This is a genomic window from Terriglobia bacterium, assembly GCA_020072565.1.
In the GTDB taxonomy this organism is placed as follows: Bacteria; Acidobacteriota; UBA6911; order UBA6911; family UBA6911; genus JAFNAG01.
The window spans coordinates 1-23,155 of record JAIQGI010000040.1 but is presented as its reverse complement, the minus strand read 5'-3'; the positions used below and the strand labels follow the sequence as shown (position 1 = coordinate 23,155).

General features: G+C 59.5%; 16 protein-coding genes. 13 read left to right on the top strand and 3 right to left on the bottom strand.

The features are described 5' to 3' along the window. The first annotated feature begins 38 nt into the window (after nucleotides 1-38). The 5 genes from LAP85_21175 (at nucleotide 39) to LAP85_21155 (ending at nucleotide 8,185) form a co-directional block, all read left to right on the top strand. Complete coding sequence (locus LAP85_21175; GenBank protein ID MBZ5498918.1) at nucleotides 39-2,618, top strand: ABC transporter permease; 2,580 nt, start codon at nucleotides 39-41, stop codon at nucleotides 2,616-2,618. Between the two features lie 189 nt (nucleotides 2,619-2,807). Continuing rightward, the gene (locus tag LAP85_21170) at nucleotides 2,808-3,161 is read left to right on the top strand and encodes a PadR family transcriptional regulator (GenBank protein ID MBZ5498917.1); all 354 of its coding nucleotides are present in this window, start codon (nucleotides 2,808-2,810) and stop codon (nucleotides 3,159-3,161) included. A 4-nt stretch (nucleotides 3,162-3,165) separates the two neighbouring features. Continuing rightward, entirely contained in the window at nucleotides 3,166-5,859 is a 2,694-nt protein-coding gene (locus tag LAP85_21165; GenBank protein ID MBZ5498916.1) for an ABC transporter permease, read from the top strand. Nucleotides 5,860-6,317: 458 nt separating this feature from the next. Then, nucleotides 6,318-7,379 carry a hypothetical protein gene (locus LAP85_21160; GenBank protein MBZ5498915.1) on the top strand — a complete coding sequence of 354 codons (1,062 nt, stop codon included), beginning with the start codon at nucleotides 6,318-6,320 and terminating at the stop codon, nucleotides 7,377-7,379. Beyond that, nucleotides 7,361-8,185 (top strand): nucleotidyl transferase AbiEii/AbiGii toxin family protein, encoded by an 825-nt coding sequence (locus tag LAP85_21155; protein MBZ5498914.1) that lies wholly within the window; start codon nucleotides 7,361-7,363, stop codon nucleotides 8,183-8,185. Before LAP85_21160 ends, LAP85_21155 begins: the two co-directional genes overlap by 19 nt. Nucleotides 8,186-8,577: 392 nt before the next feature. On the opposite strand, the gene LAP85_21150 is transcribed toward LAP85_21155, so the two are convergent. Both LAP85_21150 and LAP85_21145 read right to left on the bottom strand, forming a co-directional pair. Then, entirely contained in the window at nucleotides 8,578-8,868 is a 291-nt protein-coding gene (locus LAP85_21150) for an ATP-binding protein (GenBank protein ID MBZ5498913.1), read from the bottom strand. A 25-nt stretch (nucleotides 8,869-8,893) separates the two neighbouring features. Beyond that, the gene (locus LAP85_21145) at nucleotides 8,894-11,638 is read right to left on the bottom strand and encodes a DEAD/DEAH box helicase (GenBank protein ID MBZ5498912.1); all 2,745 of its coding nucleotides are present in this window, start codon (nucleotides 11,636-11,638) and stop codon (nucleotides 8,894-8,896) included. Nucleotides 11,639-11,726: 88 nt separating this feature from the next. Here LAP85_21145 and LAP85_21140 point away from each other — a divergent pair, with 88 nt between their 5' ends. The 3 genes from LAP85_21140 to LAP85_21130 all read left to right on the top strand — a co-directional run bounded on the left by LAP85_21140 (nucleotide 11,727) and on the right by LAP85_21130 (nucleotide 15,273). Further along, nucleotides 11,727-12,143, top strand: coding sequence for a hypothetical protein (locus LAP85_21140; protein MBZ5498911.1), 417 nt, complete (start codon nucleotides 11,727-11,729; stop codon nucleotides 12,141-12,143). 101 nt (nucleotides 12,144-12,244) lie between these two features. Further along, nucleotides 12,245-12,589 (top strand): PadR family transcriptional regulator, encoded by a 345-nt coding sequence (locus LAP85_21135; protein MBZ5498910.1) that lies wholly within the window; start codon nucleotides 12,245-12,247, stop codon nucleotides 12,587-12,589. A 23-nt stretch (nucleotides 12,590-12,612) separates the two neighbouring features. Continuing rightward, nucleotides 12,613-15,273: an ABC transporter permease gene (locus tag LAP85_21130; protein MBZ5498909.1), complete on the top strand. Its 2,661-nt coding sequence runs from the start codon at nucleotides 12,613-12,615 to the stop codon at nucleotides 15,271-15,273. A 75-nt stretch (nucleotides 15,274-15,348) separates the two neighbouring features. Here the strand turns inward: LAP85_21130 and LAP85_21125 are convergent, their stop codons facing one another. Then, entirely contained in the window at nucleotides 15,349-17,766 is a 2,418-nt protein-coding gene (locus LAP85_21125; GenBank protein MBZ5498908.1) for an ABC transporter permease, read from the bottom strand. Between the two features lie 169 nt (nucleotides 17,767-17,935). On the opposite strand from LAP85_21125, the gene LAP85_21120 reads away from it, so the two are divergent. From LAP85_21120 to LAP85_21100, 5 genes are all read left to right on the top strand, one after another. Further along, the gene (locus LAP85_21120; protein MBZ5498907.1) at nucleotides 17,936-18,289 is read left to right on the top strand and encodes a PadR family transcriptional regulator; all 354 of its coding nucleotides are present in this window, start codon (nucleotides 17,936-17,938) and stop codon (nucleotides 18,287-18,289) included. Then, a complete protein-coding gene (locus tag LAP85_21115) occupies nucleotides 18,282-20,936 on the top strand; it encodes an ABC transporter permease (GenBank protein MBZ5498906.1) in 2,655 nt (884 codons plus the stop codon). The genes LAP85_21120 and LAP85_21115 overlap by 8 nt, the downstream gene beginning before the upstream one ends. 46 nt (nucleotides 20,937-20,982) lie before the next feature. Continuing rightward, nucleotides 20,983-21,423 (top strand): hypothetical protein, encoded by a 441-nt coding sequence (locus LAP85_21110; protein ID MBZ5498905.1) that lies wholly within the window; start codon nucleotides 20,983-20,985, stop codon nucleotides 21,421-21,423. A gap of 472 nt (nucleotides 21,424-21,895) precedes the next feature. Continuing rightward, on the top strand, nucleotides 21,896-22,225 hold the full coding sequence (locus LAP85_21105) for a PadR family transcriptional regulator (GenBank protein ID MBZ5498904.1): 330 nt from the start codon (nucleotides 21,896-21,898) through the stop codon (nucleotides 22,223-22,225). Nucleotides 22,226-22,237: 12 nt separating this feature from the next. Further along, nucleotides 22,238-23,155: ABC transporter permease (locus LAP85_21100; protein MBZ5498903.1), on the top strand; the 918-nt coding region annotated here is incomplete at its 3' end.

Genomic DNA, 23,155 nt, shown 5'->3' with positions numbered 1-23,155 from the left:
TCGCGAGGCTGAATCATTAATTTCCGTTGGAGGGAGGGATGGTGTCATTCCGCGCAGTCGTCGCAAGATTTCGTGGCTGGTTTGTGAGAACCCGTCTGGGACAGCGGCTGGATGAGGAACTGCGGACGCACTTTGACATGCTGGTCGAAGACGAGGTGCGCCGCGGCAAATCCCGTGACGAGGCGAAGCGCCTGGCCCGTTTGCGTCTTGGCGGCCTGGAACAGACCAGAGAATCGGTGCAGGACGTCCGCGCCTTCTGCCTGGAGGGAGTGTGGCATGACCTCCTGCACAGCACGCGCATGTTGCGGCGGAATCCGGGATTCGCGGCGATGGCGATCATTACTTTGGCAGTTGCCGTCGGCGCCAATGCCTCCATTCTGGCCATCGCGGACGGCGTGCTTTTCCGGCCGCTTCCCTTCGAAGACCCCGACCGGGTGTTTCTGCTGCAGATGATGAATCGACAGACCGGTAAGCGCTATACCCTCGTCCCATACGATTACATCGAGGCGATCAACCGTCGGCATCCGGGGCTGAGCGACGCCGGGATGTTTGACGGGGGTCCAGCAGAGCTGGTCGGCACACCTGACGGGGTCGAGTCGGTGTCGACGATCCAGACCACGTCGAGCTATTTCCCCATCCTTGGCGTGCGCCCGGCGCGCGGCCGGCTCTTTACCGCGCAGGATGTGCCGGGTCGGACGGCGATGTTGACCTGGACTTCCTGGAAGACACGCTTCGGTGGCGACGCCGAAATCATCGGCCGGACAATCTCGCTCGGGAAGTCGAGTTTCGAGGTGATCGGTGTCCTGCCGCCGAACTTTCTGTTTCCGACTGTATCCTTCTTCAGCGGCAAACCTGAGGTGGTAACGCTCATGGCGCCCATCGCTCCCGGGACAGATGGCGGCACCTTTCATCCGGTCGTTCGCCTGGCTCCGGGTGTTTCGCGTTTACAGGCTCAGGCGCGGCTCGAAGCGCTGGCGGCGTCCGTCAACGCGGGCGATGCGCGCCGCGCTGATGACACGCCGTTCCTCGTAGACATCCGGTCGACTATCTACCCGATAGGGCAGCCGATTATGAAACTACTGCTGGCAGCGGCGGCCCTGGTCCTGCTCATCGGCTGTTCCAATCTGGCAAACATGCTGCTCGTGCGCGGGCGTCGCCGGGAGAAAGAAACGGCCGTGCGCGCGGCGCTTGGCGCAAGCCGGCTGCGGCTGATCCGGCCCGTGTTGTTTGAGGCGCTGTTGATTGCCGCGGCCGGATCTGCGCTCGCGCTCTGCGTCATACGGCTTTCCTTCGACACGATCGCGCGCCAGGTGCCGAACATCGCGGTGGAAAACGTACCCATTGGCGTCGACACGCGCGTCGTGCTGATGAGTCTTGGCCTCGGCCTGCTCGGCGGATTGATCTTCGCGATCGTCCCGGCATGGCGCTCGGCAAGGCTTAACGTCCTGGGCTCGATTCAAGGACAACATGGCAACGGCCTGCGGACCGGCCGACTCGGCCGGCCGATGATCGCGGTGCAGGTCGGTCTTGCGATCGTGTTGGTGTTCGGCGCAGTCGTGACCACACGCGCTTTTCTGGCAGTGCTTCGAACTCCGCTTGGTTTCGATCCCGACAACGTGATCTCGGTCAGCCTGGGGCCGCCGCGAGGAACAACCGACGTCGTGGGTTTTTATCGCCGGATCGTCGAAACGCTTCGTGCACGCAAAGATGTCGTTGCCGCCGGAGCAACAGGATTAGCACCGCTCGCCGGCAATGCGCCCTGGGGGCCCGCGTACAGCCCTGGTTCGAAGCAGCCGGCCGCAGGTGTCGTGCATGTGGTTCCCGGCTACTTCGAGACCCTCAGCATTCGGCTCATCCGGGGACGCCTGCTGACCTGGGAAGATACCGGTGGGGAGGCCGCTGTCGTCTCCGAATCCGCCGCTCGTGCCCTGTTTGGGGGAGCCGATCCGCTGGGCCAAATCCTCAACGATGGCCGGGGACAAGTCTGGCGCGTCGTAGGTCTGATCGGCGAAGTGCGGTGGAGTCTGGACCGTGAGGGGCGACCACCGGTGTATGTCATCCCCCGCGGCCCTACTACACCTTTGCAGGTCTTCGCGCGCGTGCGCGGGCATCAGGGATCGCTGCCTGTCGAGATCAGGCGCCAGCTCAGCGCGGCCGTTCCAGGTATTCCGATTCGCGCCGACTGGTGGACCGATTCGATCGGCGCTCTCACGGCGTACAAGAATCCGCGTTTTCAGACGTTAGTGCTGACGAGCTTCGCGGCAATGGCTCTTGGCCTCACGGTGCTCGGCGTCTTCGGGGTGGTCGCATCCCTTGTAGCCACCCGGACGCGTGAGATGGGGATCCGCGTGGCGATCGGCGCAAGCCCTCAATCGCTTGTCCGCCTGTTTCTGAGGCAGACTCTTTTGCCGGTCGCGGCAGGCCTCGTGCTCGGCCTTCTGGCGACGCACTGGGCGGCCCGGTTGGCCGAGGCCCAGCTCTTCAAGGTCGATACGCACGATCCGACAACACTGGCTTTGGCCGGGGTCGCCGTCGTCGGAACCGCACTCATCGCGGCCTACCTGCCTGCACGGCGTGCGGCGCGCGTCGATCCGATCGTCGTGCTCCGCGCCGAGTAGCTCCAGCCCCGTAATGTCAAAATTTCGGGCTGAGCCGCAAATGATGGTAACGTGTCATTTCCATTTCCATAGATAATCTTCTACGGATTTTACGCCTGTCCGACCTGAGCAGCATGAACCTATGACACAACATCGATGGATCATTTTCCCTTTCAGGTAGATGACCTATTGGAGTATCATGAGCCGCATATGCCAAAACGAGGAACAGCACCGCTTCAGGAAGAGATGCTGCAGGGAACGTTGGACCTGCTGATTTTACAAACCCTGGCGCGGGGGCCGGCGCACGGGCACACGATCGCACATGCAATAGAGAAGCGATCCGAAAATGTCCTTCAAGTGGAACATGGATCTCTTTACCCGGCGCTGCACCGGATCGAGGATCGCGGTTGGATATCTTCTTTCTGGGGTACCTCGGAAAATAATCGCAAGGCAAGGTATTACCGGCTGACGCCTGCAGGTCGCAAGCAACTGGCCGCGCAAATCGGCCGCTGGGATCAACTGGTGCAGGCGATCAACCGGATCCTTCGGCCGGCCACGGAGTAGAATCATGGGATGGAGTCGATATGTCCGTCGCAGCCGCTGGGATGACGAACGGGCCCGTGAAATTCAGTCCTATATCGAAATAGAAACCGACGAGAACATCGCCAGGGGCATGTCTCCTGAAGACGCACGCCGTGCCGCTCACCGGAAGTTCGGCAACGTCACCTGTGTCCGCGAGGAGATCTATCGCATGAACACGATCGGATTCATCGAAACGCTATGGCATGACTTGCGCTATGCCTTCCGATCCCTGCTCCGCAGCCCGGGCTTCTCGGCTGCAGCCGTGATCATGCTGACCCTCGGCATCGGCGCCAACACGACGATCTTCAGTGTCGCCGACGCCGCCGTCTTCCGGCCCTGGCCGTATCGGGATCCGGACCGGCTTGTCGAAATCTACCAGATGATCGTGCGCAGCCCTGCGAAGCCCGTGTTCATGCAGGGGATGAGACACAGCCAGTGGCTGGACTGGAGGACCCAAAAGCAGATTTTCTCCGGCGTGGAGGCGATGTCAAGAGCGCGAAGAATGGCGTTGGGCAGCACGGGGGAAAAAGATGCCATCTCGGTAAAATGCATCTCTCCCGGGATGATCGATCTGTTGGGCATCCCCCTGCGGCTCGGCCGCGGGTTCAGGCCCGAGGAAGGGCAACCAGGCAAGGATTTCGTCCTGCTGCTCAGCGAAGCTCTATGGGCGCGCTCTTTCGGGGCGGATCCAGATGTCGTCGGCAAAACAGTCTCTCTCGGCGATCGCTTTTATACCATCGTAGGGGTAGTCCCGCGCGACCGGCAGTACCTGCTGGATACAAATGTTGAGGCGTGGATTCCTCTGGTCGATCGCCCCGGCGGCGATAAATACAGCAATTCGACTTTCATCGACGTGATCGCGCGGATTCGTCCCGGCCTTACCTTGAAGCGGGCGCAGCGCGAAGCTGAGGCGGCATTTAAAGGATTTAAGGGTTGGCCCGCACAAGATACGGCGATGCTGCATCAGATTAACTCCCCACTCGGCGGCGAAACCTGGACAGCCTTGTTCGCCCTGATGGCCGCGGTCTGCTTCCTTCTGCTGATAGCATGCGCGAATATCGCCAATCTCCTCCTCAGTCGCGCGACCACACGTCAGCGGGAAACCGCCATTCGTGCGGCCATCGGCGCGAGTCGTTTCCGATTGATGCGGCAGTTCCTTGGGGAGAGTCTGGTGCTTTCTTTAATCGGCACCCTGATGGCTCTGCTTCTCTCATGGTGGGGAATTCGATTGATTCCCCGAAATCTGCTCACAAACCTTGGCTTCATTACCGTATACGACACGGAATTGAATGGAAGAGTGCTGCTATTTACGGCTGCTGCAACGATCCTGACGGCCCTGCTGTGTGGCATCATGCCTGCTCTTCGAGCCACAAACGGAGGCCTGATCAACGGGCTCAAAGGGATCGATCGGCTTGCAGGGGGCACGGCAGCCGGCAAGAAACTGCAGTACCTGCTTCAAGTTCCACAGGTGGCTCTGACGATTGTCCTGTTGTGCGGCACCGGCCTGTTGGCCAACAGCTTTGCCCGCCTCATCTGGAGCGATCCCGGGTTCAACACAAAAGGTCTGATCAAAATCGATTTCTCATTGCCGCGCCCGGCAGGCTGGAAACAGATCATTGTGGATTTTGATCACCCGCCTTCCAAAATTCCCATAGATCGTGCCGGCCTGAATCAGCAGGAAGCTCTACTCAATCAGCTAAAGGCTCGTGTTTTAAGCCTGCCCGGAGTCCAAACGGCGACGATCGGGTTGGGTGTTCCGCCGACAACCTCGTCCGGGAGCATGTTCGTCCCGGAGGAAAGTGCCGCCGGCGCGGATCGATTTGTCCGATCGGGCGATCTGCATATGGTCCGCGTGGATCCCGACTTCTTCCCGACTATGGGGCTTAAGATTGTGGCCGGGCGTAATTTCAACTCCCAGGACCAGGCAGATTCACCACCTGTAGCCATAATAGATCGTCGCACGGCTGAACTGGGATGGCCCGGGCAAAGCGCCATCGGCAAACGCTTCCAAGGGTTTCAAAAGTGGCTGACTGTCATTGGTGTTGCTGAACCGGTAAAGACGCAAGGATCTGTACATTCCGAGGTAGTTTGCCTGGCTTACGTGCCGCTCTTACAGGATTCGCCGATAATGGATGCCAACTTGGTCATCCGATCGGTCGGGGACCGGCGCCATGACCTCCCCGCCATTCAAGCACTGATCTCGGCAGCTGCGCCAAAATCGAAAATAAAGAAGGTGGCGACCTTCGATGAGTTGTATGCCGAGATCGCGGCGACGCAGAAGCGCACTCCGGCAATTTATCTCCTGCTGATGTCGATTTTTGCCGCAACCGCTCTTCTGACTGCGGCGGTCGGCATATTTGGCGTTCTTTCCTATTCCGTGAGCCGACGTACTTCCGAGATCGGCATTCGAGTTGCGATGGGCGCCGAATCCCGTGACATTCGCCGGCTTGTTATGCGAGCCATGCTGCCTCCGGTGCTTGGCGGCATCACGGCAGGCCTGATAGGCGCATTCTGGCTGACGCAATTTCTGCGCGCGCTGCTCTACCAGGTGAAGCCCTATGACCCTCTGACAGTCATTCTGGCAGCCGCTCTCATGCTGCTGGTGGCACTTGCCGCAGCGCTCCTGCCGGCGCGCCGAGCGAGTCGAATCGATCCGATTGCCGCACTGAGGATGGAATGAAGTCCTCCGCCGCGAATCTGATCTTCTGTTGCGGTCCATCCGCAGGTACTCGATCGCATCCTGCTGTCGGCGATCAACCCAGCTCGCGAGGATCACAAGAAACAATTGCCATGGCTGCAATAGGGACTTCACATTTTCCTCCGGGTGCGCGGTGAGAATCTGCAGCATCCGGCGTCCAGGGCTGCCTGTCAAACATCGCACTCGTCGTCCCAGGAAGCCGTAGCAAGTTACTCCATTACAATCATTTCCAACTCGGCCGAATATTTTGACCATACGCCATCCAGCGCTGCAACCTTTGAGGTGTCCATTTCTTGCCCAGAGAGCCCGGGTCAAAACAGGCGTTTTCATCGAGCTGATAGTTTTCAACCGATGTTGAAAAATAGCAAATTACTGAAAATGTCTTGCGTCATTTTCAGTAAAATAGTATCTTTCAGCATTAGTTGAAAAAGGTGATAACAATGAAAGATATCGCGCTGGAAGATCAGGCCAGGAAAGCGCTTTTGGAGTGCCTCCAGGAAGTGCCGTTCTTGCGAGTCGAAACCCTAAGGGAGTTAAAGGGAATGGACGGCAGGACGGATTTTCGCGTCCAGGTCAAAAGGCCTGGGGGTAGGATTACGCTGATTGTCGAGGCGCGGAAGATAGGCCAGCCTCGCACGATCCGGGAAGCCACGAATCAGCTTCTGCGACTCAAGAATAGCCTCCCCGATTCTTACGGTGTAGTTATGGCCCCCTACATCTCGCCCAAGGCTGCCGCGATATGTCTTAAGGAAGGCTTCGGCTTCGTGGACCTGGCCGGGAACTGCCTGCTCAGCTTCGACCAGGTGTTCATCTCAAAAGAGGGCAGGGTAAACCCATTTGTCAGAAAACGCGATCTAAGGTCGCTTTACTCGCCAAGGGCTGAGCGGGTGCTCCGAGTGCTGCTGTCCGCGCCCGGACAGTGGTGGAAGGTGCAAACGTTGGCCGACACGGCAGAAGTCAGCCTTGGCCAGACCTTCAATGTCAAAAAGCTTCTCGTCGATCGGGAGTGGATGGCAACCGGCAATGAAGGGTTCCGATTGACGGCCCCCGCCGAATTGTTGGCGGAGTGGGAGGCGAATTACGACTATCGCCGAAGCTCTGTCCGTGAGTTCTACACTCTCCGGCCCACCGCCGACTTTGAACGTATGCTGGCGAAGGATTGCAAAAAAACCAAAACAGCCTATGCGCTCGCCGGTTTCTCCAGCGCGGCTCGGTATGCCCCGATGGTGCGCTATCAACGAGCGATGGCTTACGTGCGGGGCGACCTCAATGGCGTGACCCAGCGTCTTGAATTGAAGCCCGTCACGAGTGGCGCCAATGTGAACCTGATTTCACCTTACGATGAGGGCGTGTTTTACGGCGTACAACTTAAAGATGAAGCCAAGGTCACTTCACCGGTGCAGACTTACCTCGACCTCCGCCAAATCAAAGGTCGCGGTGAGGAGGCAGCGGATTTCCTGATGCAACAGGTCATTCAACCCACATGGTCAATAAACGAATAGACTACACTGCCGCCGCCGTGGACGCGGCCAAATCCGTGCTCATCGAGTTGACTCACATCCTTGGTGAGTATCGAGAAGACATCGTCCTGGTGGGTGGTTGGATTCCCGAGTTGCTGATCCCGCAGAGCCCGGAGCGGCATGTCGGCAGCATCGATGTGGATCTGGCGTTGAACCATGAGGAATTGACCGAGGCCGGTTACCGGATGATTGGCGAGATCCTGCTCGAGCACGGATATGTCGAAGATAGGCGGCAGCCGTTCATCTTTCGCAAAAACGTTCGCGGGCAGGTGGTGCAGGTGGATTTTCTTGCCGGCGAATATGGCGGCACAGGCAAAAGTCGCCGGACACAAAAGGCTCTCGACATACGGCCACGCAAGGCGCGTGGCTGCGACCTTGCCTTCCAAGTCGCACCTGAAACAGTTACGTTGAGAGGTCACTTGCCGGATGGTGCGGCGGATGAAGTGCGAGTGCGAATCGCCTCGGTGGTCCCGTTCCTGGTGATGAAGGGCATTGCCCTTGAGGATCGCCGGAAAGCCAAAGATGCTTACGACATTTACTTCATCCTCCAGAACTATCCTGGCGGGGTCGATGCGGTCGTGCAGGCGTTCAAGCCTCACCTCAAGCTGGGGCTGGTCAAAGAGGGCCTCCAGAAAATCGCGGGAAAATTCGCGACGCCGGATCATGTCGGATCCAGGGATGCTGCAGAGTTCGACGACACGCTCGACGAAGAGGAACGTGCCATCCGCCGGCGAGATGCTTTCGAAAAAGTGAACTACTTGCTGCACCAGCTGGGCATTGTCAGATGAACCAGCGCCGGCTTTGGATACAGTTGCTTCTGATTTCCATCGGTTCCCCGTGCGATGTTTGCGCCTGTAGGCGGTTGGACCAATACACAACCATTATATTCGCTCTGCCCGAGTCGGCCTCGCCGTCGGCAACATCCCCTGAGGGCTCCTCCGGCTGCGGCCCCGGCGAGGGCCTGTGCGATGCTGTCTTTCCGCCTTCCCGCCCATCGGCGATTTCGAACCAGTCGTACTCCTCCGCAGGAAGGCTGAGCATTGCTTCACGAAAGGCTCGGTGGATCGAGCGCAGGATCTCCCGGCTGGCCCGGTCCTCTTCCGCGCGACGCTGTTCTTCGATTGCGCTGGAAACCGCGGCTGCGACGGACCCGAGCCCTTCGCAAAGGGCAGCAAAACGATCATCGAACAACAAACCGGTGCGTGTGCCGGGCGTCAACGTGAGAAATGGCGCATCCGTCCGTCCGCGGCACCCCGGCCCCGTCGTCGGCAATCCGGAGATAATGCTGACTGTGCTCTTTGCCTCGGGTAATGGCGATGTTGGCGGCGCCCGCATCAATTGAATTTTCAACCAGCTCGGCGACGGCCTTAAGTGGATTTTGCTGCAACAGCGCAATGATCGTAATAGCGTTCCAGTCATCGCCGATTCTCAGTTTTCCGCTTTGCCGCGCGGAACGATTCTTGATGGTCATGATCCCGTCATCCTGGAGTTTTGTACTACGAAGGGATACCTCCAAGCAGGTTCTGGATCGCCTCTGTAACCGGGCCCGACGGCGAGGAAGCATCTGCCGAATATTCCGTCAGTATCGCGGCAGCAGGACCCCAGAAAATCGACCCGGGCGCGCGCAAGGATTCGCCGAGTTCCGCCGGTTCCTGGAGGTGGTTCTCCACCGCCAGCGCCCTGGCAAGCCACGATGCCGAGTGTAGCAGAGCCTCGCGTTCCTCTTCCGGAAGTCCGCCGGCCGCCAGAAGTCGCGCCATCTTGAGTTTCCGGCCGGCCTGCTGTCGATGGGCCTGCGCTTTGAGACGGTCCGCCTCTGAGAGCTGGCCGGGTGGCTGCTCCGCGCCCGCAAAAAGCTCGCGAATGGCGCGGGTCGCAGGCGCAATCAACCCGGCGGCCATGAGTCGCTGAACTGCATCAAATGCTGCGCGGTCGATCACCTCCAGCTTTACGGGCGCCAGAGGATCCGATCTTCCATTCCCAAACAGCTCCGCGTGCACCGGCGCGAGCTTTTCCTGCCACGCGCAGGCGTCCCCCTCGACCACCGCGAGCACAACGGAGTGGCTTCCCTCGATCGGGAAGCGTTCTTCGCAACGCACCAGCGCCGCGCCCAGCTTCTGTTTTGCCGCCTCGCTGAATGCGAGGGCGCGGTCCACCGGTAGAGGCTTGGGCCGGACAGGTTCGGCTGCGGGCAAACACTGCGCCATGATCTGCTGCAATCGGGCTACGAATGCCTGTCGCCCCGATGCCAGCTTTATGTCCTTGAGATCACCACGCAGATCCAGTACGCCGTCGGCCAGTTGCTGTTTAGCCGACAGCGTGGCCAGCATCCGATGCTCGATGGTTCGCTCGGAAACCAGATTGATCACGGTGACGGGGCGGGTCTGGTGTTTTCGCCATGCCCGCGCGATGCGCTGCTCCAGCTTCGCCGGGTTCCAGGGCATATCGCAGTTGATGACGATGCTGGCATTCTGCAGGTTTAATCCCGTGCCGCCGGACTCGGTGCTGAGAAATACGCGGCATTCCGGATCGGACTTGAAAAGTAGGATCTCAGCCCGTCGACGCCGCTGCGGCACCGAGCCGGTGTGCAGGGCGTATCCCATACCCAGGCGGTCGCACAGCTCGCGCACCAGTTCCAGCATGCGCACCCATTCTGAAAAGATCAGCACCTTCACATCCCGGTTCTCCCGGCATTCTTCCAGGATCTTCCCGAGCTCGCCCAGCTTCGGGCAGGCCCGCTCCTTGGGGTCGAGGATGTAGTTCGTATCGCACGTCATGCGCATCATGTTCAGTTCGCGCAGAAGCTTTTCCGATTCCTGCTGCGTCAGCGGACGTCTCTTGGCGATGCTGGCAAGGCGCGCGACATTGGCCTCATGTTCCGCATATCGATTGGATTGCTCCGGGCTTAGGGGGACGAGATAGGTCCTGTCTGTCCGGTCCGGGAGTTCCGTCTCGACGTCCGCCTTGCGCCGGCGCAATAGAAATGGCGCGATGTGGGAGTGCAGCCGGTCCAGATTTTGGTAACCGGAAGGCCTGCCGCGATCGTCCAGTTGATAGAACTCACGATTGAAGCGGAAGAGCGGACCCAGTGCGGATGGATCAAGAAAAGACATCAGGGAGTGAATCTCGTCGATCCGGTTTTCAATCGGTGTGCCGGTCAGAACAAAGGCATAGCGGCTGCGCAGCCGCTTGACCGCCTGCGCAGTCTTTGTGCCCCAGTTCTTGATCCTCTGAGCTTCGTCCAGGATGACGACATCAGGCTGGAGCCGGGCATTGACATCGAGGGCATCCGCCAGCATCTGTTCGTAATTTACAACGGTAAAGAAGGGCGGGTCCGAGTATTGTTTCAGTCGCTTGCGGCGAGGGCCGAAGACCAGCTGATACGGCAATTGCGTGAAACGCTGAATTTGTTCCTCCCACTCCGTCTTGAGCGAAGCCGGAGTAACCACGACCACGCGGGCAGCCTTTCCAAGACGGTGAAGAAGCGAACACGCCGCTATCGCCTGGATGGTCTTGCCGAGCCCCATTTCATCAGCCAGCAGCGCGCGCTCCTTGAAAGCCAGGTGCAGCATCCCTTCACGCTGGTATGGGTACAGGGGCAGCAACGTCTCGTGCGGCGGCCATTCCCCCGCGTGGACCTTCCGTTCGTATTCCCTGAGTGAAATCACGCGCTCCTCGCGCTGATGCCGCGCTTCCAGCCATGGCCCCACGTCCTGCGAAATCCGCAGGCCGGGCACGCTTGCTCTGCGCAGGCATTCCAGAGTCTGCTCAGGATCGTCGGATACAAGTCTCTGTTCCTCTTTTATGATCCTACGAACTCTGCGAGGCAGCATTCCCACCGCCCCTTCGATATGCAAGCCTCCGGACAGGAGATCAGGCACAACATCGATCCTCCCGCCGCCGTTCTTCTGCGCCTCGTGAAAAAGCCTCCGATGCCTGGCTTCAAGGTAGAGGAGCGTGGCCTCGACATGCTTGCAGGTTCCAAGAGCATTGATGCGGAAGTCGACGCAGTTGCAGGAGAATCGCTTCTGGGAAACGCTGCGGATCTCGACCGTATAGGACAGGCCGCTCGTCGATTTCACTTCGAAGTTCGAATAAACGGGATGCCGGGGGTCGAGGTTCCGTATTCGCATTTGCTCGGTTTGGGCACGATAACGCCTGCGCTCAATCTCATCCTCGTCGGTGGTTCTCCAGTCGTGGGGGGAAGGTGGTTTCACGGGCGGCACTTTTGCGGCCTTCATGGCGTTGGCTCCTTCTGAAAGATTTGGGCCGCGGTTCCCGGAAGCGGGGTTCCGCGCCAGAGGAGCATCCTAACAAATACAGGGAGGAATGACCATTCGGGAAAGGAACGCGCGCTCATTCTCCGGCAATTCGAGACCCGATTTGTCATACACCCACTGCGTGATTTCCGAAAACAGCTGGCGCAGGACTTTTGCCAAAGGAGTTATGATGCCTCACGAAGCCGTGAATTCAGTTGCCATTTTCGACATTGGGGTTGTGCCGCCAAAGTGGTTGAAAACCGGTGCCAATTCAGCTTCACAACCAAGGCGCAACAACACCACGACCATGCTTCCTGAAAAAAACGTACGGACAGATGAAGACTTCGCCGGAGGGCATCTTGACCTTACGTTCATGCGCTCGGCGCTTGATGATCTCCCAGAGCTCTCCCTGAAGCGGGATCTTTCTTGGCTGCTCTCCTGCTTGCAAGTCGAACTCAGACTGGTCGGGCTGTTCCCGAAAATATGAGTTCACATGGTTCCAATGAATGTCTATGAGAGGAGACGGCGAGGAAAGCTTGACAGCTGCCAATTTCAGCCTGATACTAGCCATAGACCATCTATGGAAGGATGCCAGGAATGTCGAAAATGGAGCTTCTGCCCGGCACGTTGGACATGCTTATTCTCAAGAGTCTTACCCGGGGAGTGATGCACGGTTACGGGATTGCGCAACACATCCAGCAGTTGTCCTCGGACGTGCTCCAGGTGGAAGAGGGATCCCTGTATCCCGCGCTGCAGCGGCTGCAGATTCAAGGATGGATCGCGTCCGAATGGGGCCACTCGGTCAACAACCGACGTGCCCGTTATTATCGGCTGACCGCCGCCGGACGGAAGCAGCTGGAAAAGAAAGTGTCGGAATTCGACAAACTGCTAAAGGCGATTGCCAGCGTGATGCGTCCGGCGACGGATACTTGAGCTTACTTGTTCGGAGAAAGATCATGAATCCCTTCCTGAGGCGATTGTCCTTTATGTTCCGCGAAGGTCGCTTCGACCGCGACATGGATGACGAGATGCGCTTTCATCTCGACATGAAGCAGGGGGAATATGAAAAATCAGGAATGACACCCGAAGAGGCGCACCGTGCCGCGATGCTTCGGTTCGGAAACCCGCTGCTCTTGCGTGAATCGAGCCGTCAGATGTGGGCGTTTGCGTGGCTGGAGACCCTCGTGCAGGATATCCGTTACGCTCTTCGCGTCCTGCGGCGCGCGCCCGGATTTACGATCACCGTCGTTGCCACAATGGCGCTGGGGATTGGAGCAACAACCGCCATTTTCAGCGTGGTAAATGCCGTCTTGCTAAAACCACTCCCCTTTTCCGAGCCGGATCGGATCCTGGCGCTCACGACCGAAGAGCAGGGCTCGGTCAGTGGCCAGATATTCTGGCACACGCGCGAGCGAGCGCGCAGTTTTGAAGGGATTGCCGCGCAAGGTTCAGGCACCGGCTGGAACCTCATGGCCGGCAGTGAAGCGGAATACGTCGACGGCCTGAGCGTATCCGAAGGTTACTTTGCCGTGCTTGGATTTCGGCCGCTTCTCGGGCACGAATTCACGCGCGAACAGGATCGGCCTGGTGGGACGCGCGGCGTCATCCTGAGCGAGCAGCTCTGGCGGAGGCGCTTCGGCGCGCGTGGTGACATCCTCGGCCAGACGGTTTATCTCGGAAATGCGCCGTATCCGGTTGTGGGCGTGATGCCGGCCGGAGTGCGGACGATTCCCCAAGCCGATCTCTGGACGCCCCTCCGCGTCTCGCCACAGGACAACACCTGGAATTATCGTGTCCTGGGTCGTCTGCGGCCGGGCGTTGAAGCTACAGGCGCCCAGAGCGAGTTCGGAACTTTGTGGCCTATGTTGGCATCAGATCTGCGCCTGGGCAACGACGGATCGCGCCGGGTGATCAACTGGATGCCTTACCACATGGTTGTCGCCGGCGACAAGCGCGAGCCGCTTCTCATTCTGCTGGGAGCGGTCGGCTTCGTACTCCTGATCGCCTGCGCAAATGTCGCCGGCCTCCAATTAGCGCGTTCCACATCACGGCGGCGTGAATTGACCGCACGCGCGGCGCTCGGCGGCAGCGTGCGGCGTCTCGTGCAGCAAGTCCTCATCGAATCCATACTTTTGGGAGTTGCAGGCGGAGCAATCGGCCTGCTGCTTTCAACCTGGGGGATGCGCAGCGTGCTGGCGCTCGCACCCACCGGGCTCGCCTTCGGCCAGACTGTGGGTATTGAGTGGACGGTACTGGCCGTCGCCTTGGCGCTGTCGGTGCTGACGGGTGTGTTCTTCGGCCTGGTGCCGGCGCTCGACGCCGCGCGAATCGACCCGCGTGCTGTGCTGTGTGACATGGGCGGACGCCACACGGCGGGCAGACGCACGATCTGGCTGCGGCGCATATTTACCGTAATCGAGGTGACCCTCGCCGTCGTCCTTCTGATTGGCGCCGGCCTTCTAATGCGCACCTTTGTCAACCTGCGCAGTGTCGAGCTCGGCTTCGATTCGCACAATGTTCTTACCGGCCAGATGTCGCTTCGCGGATGGACACCTGGGAGGAATGACGGATTCGTGGCGTTTGTGGAAGGGGCCCTCTATCGCATCCGCAGGCTGCCGGGCGTTGAAGCCGCGGCGGTGGGGAACAACGTGCCGGTCGAGCGCGGCTTGAATCTCCCGCTCGCGCCGCCGCCGGGGAGTCTCGTGCAGGGTGTCAGGGCCATCGACTGGCGCTACGTTACGCCGGAATATTTCAGCGTATTCCGCATACCGCTGCGTGCGGGACGACCGTTCGACGAGCGTGATGTTGCGCGAGGTGCGCCTGTGGCGTTGGTGAACGAGGCCTTCGTCCGCGCATATTTTGGGAATGCCTCGCCGATTGGCAAATCCATCAGTCTTGTGGCCGGAGTCGGGAATGATCCGGTGCGCGAGATCGTCGGCGTCGTAGCGGATGTGAGGACCGCGCCGGGCGCCGGCTGGTCCAGCGGAAGGAACGCACTCGCGGCGTCCGCAGCCCCCATCATTTATGTCCCGGTAGCTCAGGTGCCCGATGCCCTCCTGGCTATGGTGCACAGCGTCTATCGTGTGAGTTGGGCCGTGCGCGTCCGGACCATGAACCCCAACCTCATTCCAGCCATACAGTCGATTGTGCGGGAAGCCCAGCCGGGCCTACCCTTCGTGCGTTTCCTGACAATGGAGGACGTTGTCGGTCAGTCCATTCAGACAGAAAGGTTCCATCTGACGCTCATTGCCATTTTTGCAGCGGTTGCGATGACGCTGGCAGCAATCGGTATCTACGGGCTAGTTGCCTACAATGTGAGCCAGAGAACGAAGGAGATTGGAGTCCGCATGGCGCTCGGAGCCGAGCCCCGCGGGATTTTTGGCCAATTCGTGCGCGAGTCGCTTGTTCTGGCATTTGTCGGCATGGTCCTCGGCCTTTCCGGCGCGGCTGCCCTTTCGCAGACGCTCCAATCCTTTGTCTGGGGCGTAAAGCCGCTCGACCCGATGACATTCATAGTCGTGTCGACCGTGCTTATGGCTATGGCGGTGGGGGCGAGCCTGCTGCCGGCTCTCCGAGCCACGCGAGTCAATCCCACCGAAGCCCTGCGCTACGAATAAGGCGCTGCCCGGCATGCGTGTCAACCCGGAAACCGCCGCCGTTCGCGGAGCGTCGTTGTCGCATTGATTCTCCGTCTATTCGTGCCTCAGCGCTACGATCGGATCAACGCGCACGGCTTTACGAGCAGGCGCGTAGATTGCAGCTGCGGCAATGGCCGTGACCACAAGTGTGCTTCCACCAAAGGCGATTGGGTCTGAACTGCTTATGCCAAACAGCAGCCCCGCCACAATCCGGCCGACAAGAAATGCGAGGGCAAGTCCAATCAGGACGCCCGAAAGCGTCAGCCTGAGGCCCTGGCCCATGATCATTTGGAGCACATCGAACGATTCCGCGCCAAGCGCCATGCGTACACCGATCTCGTGCGTGCGCCGGTTCACCAGGTAAAACATAAGCCCGCACAAACCGACGCTGGCCATGAACATTCCGAGCAAGCCTAGCGTTCCGACCAAATTGGCTGACATCTCGTCCGCCAAGCGAGGTAAGCGCATGTGCTCTCTCAGTGTAGTCATCGTCACGATTTGAACAGGAGAATTTTGCTGGGATAGCGTGCGTCTGACCTGAGCGGCGAGTAGATTTGCGTCGCCACCTGTCTCTATCAACAATACAGCCTCTCCAACTCGGCGCGGGTCATAAGGCAAATAAAGGAACGGCTGAGGAGGTTCGCGCAGACCTCCATACTTACCATCTTCGACTACGCCGACCACGAGGTGATCTTCATTTTCTATCCTGATCCACCGGCCGACCGGGTCTTCGTCGTGCATCACCGATTTCAGCCTTCGGGACAACTCTTCATTAATGAGAACGGCCTTTGCATCAGGGCGAGCATCACCCGTTTCCAGACCACGCCCGCGCAAGACATGAGTGCCCATGGTTTCAAAATAGCCCGGCCCGACCCTGCTGAACCGGGCTGCCATGTCCTCCAGTGCCGGCATGCCGGCAAGTGAGAATTTGAGTTTGGCCTCGCCCATACCGCTCATAGGCAAACTGGAGCAATAGCTCACCCGCCGAACCCTCGGCAGTGCGTGGATCCGTTCGACAACCTGTGAATAATCACCCGGAGCAGCCTCATCCGGGATGGTGGTCACGAGTAGCATCTGCTTTTGAGAATCAAAGCCAGGGCGAACGGCCGTGATGTTGAGATAACTCCTGAGCAGGAGGCCCCCGCCTGCAAGCAACAATTGCGAAACGGCAATCTGCCCGATTACCAGGACGTTACGCAAAGGCATCCGGCGGTAGCCATGACTCATCACAACTGCATCGTCGCTTTTGAGTTCGGGCACAAGGTTGGGCTTGGAGGCTCTTAAGGCGGGACTCAGCCCGAAGAGAATGGTGGTGACGAACGCGAGGAACAGAGTGTATCCGAGGACGTGACTGTTGAGTCGAATGTCGAAGTCCAGCGGAATGGTGACCGGCAGCTTCAGCTTCGAAAGGAACTGAATGAGGTTGTAGCCAAGCAGCAATCCAAGGCCAGTGCCCATGATCGACAACAGTGCACTTTCCGTGAGCCATTGCCGCATCAGCCGAAGCCTGGTAGCACCCAAAGCCAGGCGTATAGCCGTCTCTCTGCGGCGCATCTCGCTTTGGGCTAACTGCAGATTTGCCACATTGGCGCACGCTATCAGCAGGACAAGACCTACCAGTGCGAGCACAATGGACCCAAGCACGATGCCCCTGCGGGCTTGGTCAGGTGCCACCAGCCAAAGCACAGCCTGACGCTCATGTAATGTCTTTGCCTGGGGCTCGCCAACGCGGTTCAAAATCCGGGTCAAGTCCAGGCGCGCCTGTTCGGGATTGATTCCGGGGCGCAGGCGCCCCCAAACGGCGCCGAAAGCCTCGTCCCGGCGCAATAGCAGAATCTTGTAGGAAGGATCCATGGCGCTAAGCGCGCTTACCGGAAGCCAGATATCCGTGGGGATGAGCGAGTCCAGGCCCTTGAAACCCCGTTCCGCTACTCCGACGATGCGAAACGGTTTACCGGTGAGAATGATCGTCTTCCCGACAATTTCGGGATCGGTTGCGAAGCTCCGCTGCCAGAGGCTATAGCTGATGACGATGGGGGGAGCCCCTTCATAGATCTCGTCCAACTTGGGAAGGAGCGTTCTCCCTGCCGCGGCTTTGGCTCCAGAAAGGGAAAAGTAGTTCTCGGAAACTACAGCTAGTGGGACAAGCTCGCGGGTTCCACTTGCATCCAACAATGCGCCCATGTTTTGCCAGGTGAGTACGCCCGCAAGAGTGGAGGTCTGATCCCGCAGATCCAGATACTCTGGATAGCTGATTCCCTTGTGCTGCCCTGCGACACGAGTGGAGATCCCGACGATCTGGTCGGGTTGTTGAATCGGCGGTGGACTCAACAGAACCGCGTCCACTGCGCTGAATAATGCGGAGTTCGGACCTATGGCCAGAGAAAGGGAAAACACAGCAATCAGGGTCAGGCCGGGATTTTTAGCGAACATTCGTACGGCAAAGCGCAGGTCCTGCAGGAGCGAATCCATAGACGCCTCCTCGGCAAACATGAGATGCGGCTTTTATTCTACTGTTAAACGCAAGGCCGGGCGGAAAAGTTCGACGCGGATTTCAGCGTGGCCACGGACGCGCGATACTGAACTTGTTTGTCTGGGGATTCCGCTTGACTCAGAATCAGTGGCTGTTTAACATGTTGCTATGCAACCTATCAACAGTACGATATTTGACCGCGAATTGAAAAAAGGCAGCGCCGAGCTGTTGATCCTCTCATTGATCGAGGGCCGGCCGCGGCACGGCTATGAGATCTGCAAACTCATCGAGGAGCGCTCAGGAGGAACCGTGCGCTTCTACGTCGCATCGCTCTACCCTTTGCTCTATCGCCTGGAGAAGCGGGGCTGGATCAAAGGTCGCTGGGTCGAGAAAGCGGGACAGCGTCGGCGGCGTTTCTATCGTCTGACGGTCGAGGGCCGCGTCGTTCTGGCGGCACAGCGGCGGGGTTGGAGGGCTTTCGTGGAAGCGATCAATCGCATCACGGAGGAAGAGCATGCCTGACTGGAAAAAGGAGGTTGCCGCGCGACTCTCCGGCCTGCGGCTCGATCCTGCGCGCGAGACTGAGATCTGCGAGGAGCTGGCGCAACACCTCGAGGACCGGTATCAGGAACTGCTGCGCGGCGGCGCGACAGAGAAAGAGGCGTATCAGGCAATCCAGGCGGAGTGGGGCCAAGGCGGAAAGCTCATGGACGAGATCAGAAAGGTCGAGCGCATTGCCCGGCATGAGCCGATAGCTTGGGGCGCACAGGTTGGGCGCAACCTGATCGGCGCTCTCGCTTTTGATTTTCGGTCGGCAATTCGATCACTGACGCGATCGCGCTGGTTTGCCGTGGGCGCGGCGCTGACGTTCGCGCTCGGCATCGGGGTCAATGTGGCTGTGTTCTCGGCCGTTGACCGCGTGCTTTTTCGGGCTTTGCCCTATGACCATTGGGATCAAATCTATGAAATGGGTGAATATGAGGCGGGCACTGACAGAAGCTACGGCACGATGCCCGCCGCCTGGGTCGTCGAGTCCCGACGCCTTTCGAGCGTCGCCGACATATGCGTTACCGGATTCACCAGTAGCAGCTATTCGATGTCGAGCGATCCTGCCGATGAAAGCGCGATCCGTCTGACGGACGCATCGTTCAATACCCTGGACGTTTTGGGCGTTCGCCCTTTCATGGGCAGGGATTTCACCCGTGAGGATGCACAGCAGAAGCGGGCATGCGCGCTCATCAGTTACAGCCTGTGGCGAGGAAGGTTTAACGGCGCTCCCGACATCGTGGGTCGGAGATTATGGCGGTCGGGGTCGGAGCCGGTGGCGATTATCGGTGTTCTCCCCGCATCGTTCATTTCCGCCTCCTACTTTTTCGATCCTGCATCCGATGGGCTTGCGCTTACGTCTGACAACTTCGATGCCGCCAAATCCGGTGAGCGGTTCTATCGATCCTATGTGCGGCTCAAGCCTGGCATGTCGCACGCGGCAGCCGAGGCGCAGATCAACACTCTCGTGGAGCGACTGGGTCCGGAGGAACCCGGAGCACCGAAAATGGTCGTCCGGCTGGTTCCCCTGAAGACCGCTTTGTTCGGCAGGTACGCGTCCTACTTGTGGCTTGTCGTGGCCGCGGCCGGACTCGTACTCCTGGTGGCCTGTGCGAACCTGGCGAGCCTGCTCCTCGTACGCGGCCGGTCGCGCGAGCATCAGGCGGCAGTGCGGTTGGCTCTGGGCGCCTCGACGTTTCGCCTCATGCAGACAGCGTGGATCGAAAGCCTGATCCTGTCGTTTATCGGCACGTTGATTGGCCTCATGGTTCTTGCCTGGACGGGCCAAGGAATGCAAGCGCTGCTGCCCCCAGTCTTCAGCCGATTCGCCGTCCCGGCATACGACGCGCGAGTGATTGTTCTCTCGATTTGTGCCGCATCTTTTTCGGCACTGTTCGCGGGCGTTGTGCCATGCCTGCGTTTGTCGAGGATCGACATACTGGCCTCGCTGCAGCAGTTTGCCGGCCGTGGCAGGATGGGACGGTTGCGCGGCGGCCGGGGCCTGCTGGTCGTGGAAGCGGCGGTCAGCCTCGCACTTGTGGCGGGAGCAACCATGGGCGCGCGCAGCCTGATGGGCCTGATGAGTAATGATTTGGGATTCAAGCCTGACGGTCTTTACAACATCGGGATCCGATTTCCCCCGACCAAAGATCCTCATGTTTATTACCAGCGAAACATTGCGGTACTCGACGAGTTGCGACGCCTCCACGGCGTTCAATCAGCGGGAGCTGCGTTTGTATCGCCAATCAGCGCCGGTGCGCCGGGGGGCAGACTTGGAGCCGGCCCTACAAAGGCCTCCCGTTGGCAAATAACCGATGGTTTTATTGAAGCGATGGGAATGCGTCTCGTGGCCGGACGGAGCTTTACATCCGCCGACTTGGACTATCCCGAGAGTGTCGGAATCCTGAGCGAGATGGGACTCCAGCTGGTGTGGCCCGGCCTCCGGCCGGCCGAAGCGATCGGCCGGTTGTTGGAAACCGCGGGCGAGGCGCCTCGCCGTATTATCGGCATCGTATCAGATGTGCGTTCGGCACATGCGAGCCTGCCGCTGCCATCGTTTTACGTACCTGTAACCCCTCGGCTTCCCGGCAGGGACTTCGCAGTGAGATTGCAGAGCGGCGCTACGTGGTCCGCGGCTGAAATCCGCGACAGAATTCAAGCGCGGGTTGCGCCGCCGTTGTCGGTCAGAATCACCTGCGAAGCCGACTTGCTGAGCAGGGGCCTACTCAACCAGAAGTTCATCACCATGTTGTTTTCCGCCTTCGGCATTGTGGCATTGATTCTTGCCGCAGTCGGCCTCTATGCCGTGGCGTCATTCGAGGTCGCGCTTCGGCGTTCAGAGATCGGCCTGCGTATGTCGCTCGGCGCAACCCCCGGTAATGTTCAGCGCTTCGTGATCCGGGAAGCTCTGGGCCCGGTCGTAATCGGCCTCGGGGTGGGTATTATCGGTACCTATTGGGCATCGAAGTTCGCACAATCATGGTGGTACAAAATCGATTCGCGGGATCCGATGACCTACCTGCTCGCAGCTACGGTTCTGATCGCGGCAACCACCTTTGCCGCCTGGCTCCCGGCCCGCCGTGCTTCAAGGATCGATCCCATGGCAGCGCTGCGCTGCGAGTGAATCCGCATCTGACAATGGCGCGGCAGGATGGGCCAAGGAGGAAGTCATGTTCGGTCAGCTGGTCGTGCTCGTAATGAGTTGGATCGTTGCCTCGGGAAGTCCAATTCAAGCGCCGGCCCCGCCGACGTTCTTTGTCGGCACATGGAACAACGTTGAGACGCCCCCCAGAGGGCCGGCATCCTTTAAGGTTCTTTACAGGGACGGCAAGACCTTTATCAAAATACGCCCGCAGTTTGAATCGGAGCTCGAACTCCCCGAGATGGAGGCAACTGCTTATCGCCCGGGCCCGAGCGGCTCCGGTATCCCCCAGGAACAAGATGCCGGCGCCCTTGTGGTGAACACAGACCAAACACTGTACGTCATCAAACGGACCGGCACCAGCCAAGTCGTCTTGGAGAGATACACAAAGTCCGCCGCACGTGGCCGGGGACCTGAGGGGATTGGCTACTACTTTTACTATTCTGGGACCTATGCCAAAGGCAAGTAGCCGACTCTAAGTATTTTTGAGCGTGATTGCGGCAACGTGTGCGCCGAGCGCGGCGGTCCTGGATGCGCGAAGGGATCTTGGTGTTCCGGGAACAGCCCGCCCGGCGGCAAGGTCGTTTTTGTCGACCTCAATGAGCACGAGCCCTTCCAGGATGGCCATCTGTTGGCATTGGAAGCTCCCTTACCGCAATACGTTCGCCATCCCCAGGCTGATCGAACGCATCCCGAGCTGATCAATCCGGTGATCCATGCTGTGCTGGATTAGACAATTACCCGCTCGATCGCACAGGGAACTATGGGACAGCATCCAATCAAATGCATGGCTCGACATCGGTAATTACGAAAGCGACCCTGCGACTCGCTTGCTTGTTCCGGTGATTTGGCGGCTTCGCGGCTGCGGCAAGTGATTTTCCCCTTGACGATTGACAAGAGAAGCGCGATATTGCGCTTGTCAATAATTGAGGGGAAAGCAGATGGGCAAGCCGGCAGATCTTGTACAGGGCACGCTGGACCTTCTGATTCTTAAAACGATCGCGCTCGAACCCATGCACGGCTGGGGGATCGCGCAACGCATCCGGCTGGTCTCGAAGGATGTCCTGCAGGTGAACCAGGGAGCGCTTTATCCTGCCTTGCACCGCCTCGAGCAGCAGGGATGGATCGCGGCAAAGTGGGGAGCGTCGGAAAACAATCGCCGCGCCAAATATTACTCGGTGACGCCGGCAGGCCGCAAATATCTGAATCAGGAGCGCGCGAATTGGGACCGGCTGTCCACGGCTATCGACCTGGTTCTGGAAACACCTTGAGGAGCAGCAAAAATGCCGCGCTGGACATACAAGTTGTTTCTCCGTCTCCGCTCGTTATTCCGAAGCAGCAAGGTCGAAAGGGAATTGCAGGAGGAGATCCGATTCCACCTCGAAAACCAAATTGAGGAGCAGATCGCGCAAGGAATGACGCCGGAGGAAGCCCGATTTGAAGCTCTGCGAGTGCTGGGCGGCCTCGAGCAACATAGAGAAGAATGCCGCGACGCCCGCGGAGTTCGACTAATTCGCGACTTCCTTCAGGACGTGTGCTATGCGTTCCGGGGATTTCGGCGCTCACCATGGTTCTCTGCCGGCGTCGTCCTCACGCTCGCGCTGGGAATCGGCGCCAACGGCGCCGTTTTCAGCATCCTGCAAGCCGTACTGCTCCAGCCGCTGCCCTACCGCGACCCGGATCGCCTCGTGATGGTGTGGCGATCCCCGAAGCAGGCGCCCGCCGGTGAGCAGGACCAGATGCTTTGGGGATCGGGCTGGCAGCGGGGAATTCTCACGCGCGAGATGGTGTTCGACTGGCGAGAGGAATCCGCCGGCGTGTTCGATGGCTTCGCGGGCAACTCGGAAGCCCAGTTCGATCTCACGCTCGGCGACCGGGCAGAGCGGCTGCGCGGGGCGCTCGTCACGCCCAACTTTTTTGATGTGCTGGGCGTCAAGGCCGTGGCAGGACGGTTGTTTGCCGCGACCGACGAGACGAGCGCCGAGCCCCTGCTCGTGCTGAGCGACCGCCTGTGGCGCCGCGCCTTCGGCGCCGACCCAGGAATTGTCGGCCGGCGCATCATGCTCGTGGGAGACACTCGACCCCGCCGGCCGCGGACGTTCGCGGTGATTGGCGTTCTGCCACCGGCATTTCGATTCACCTATCCCGACGAAACCGAGGCGTGGGTTCTGGAGCCGTGGCGTGATCTGGCGCGCCAACCG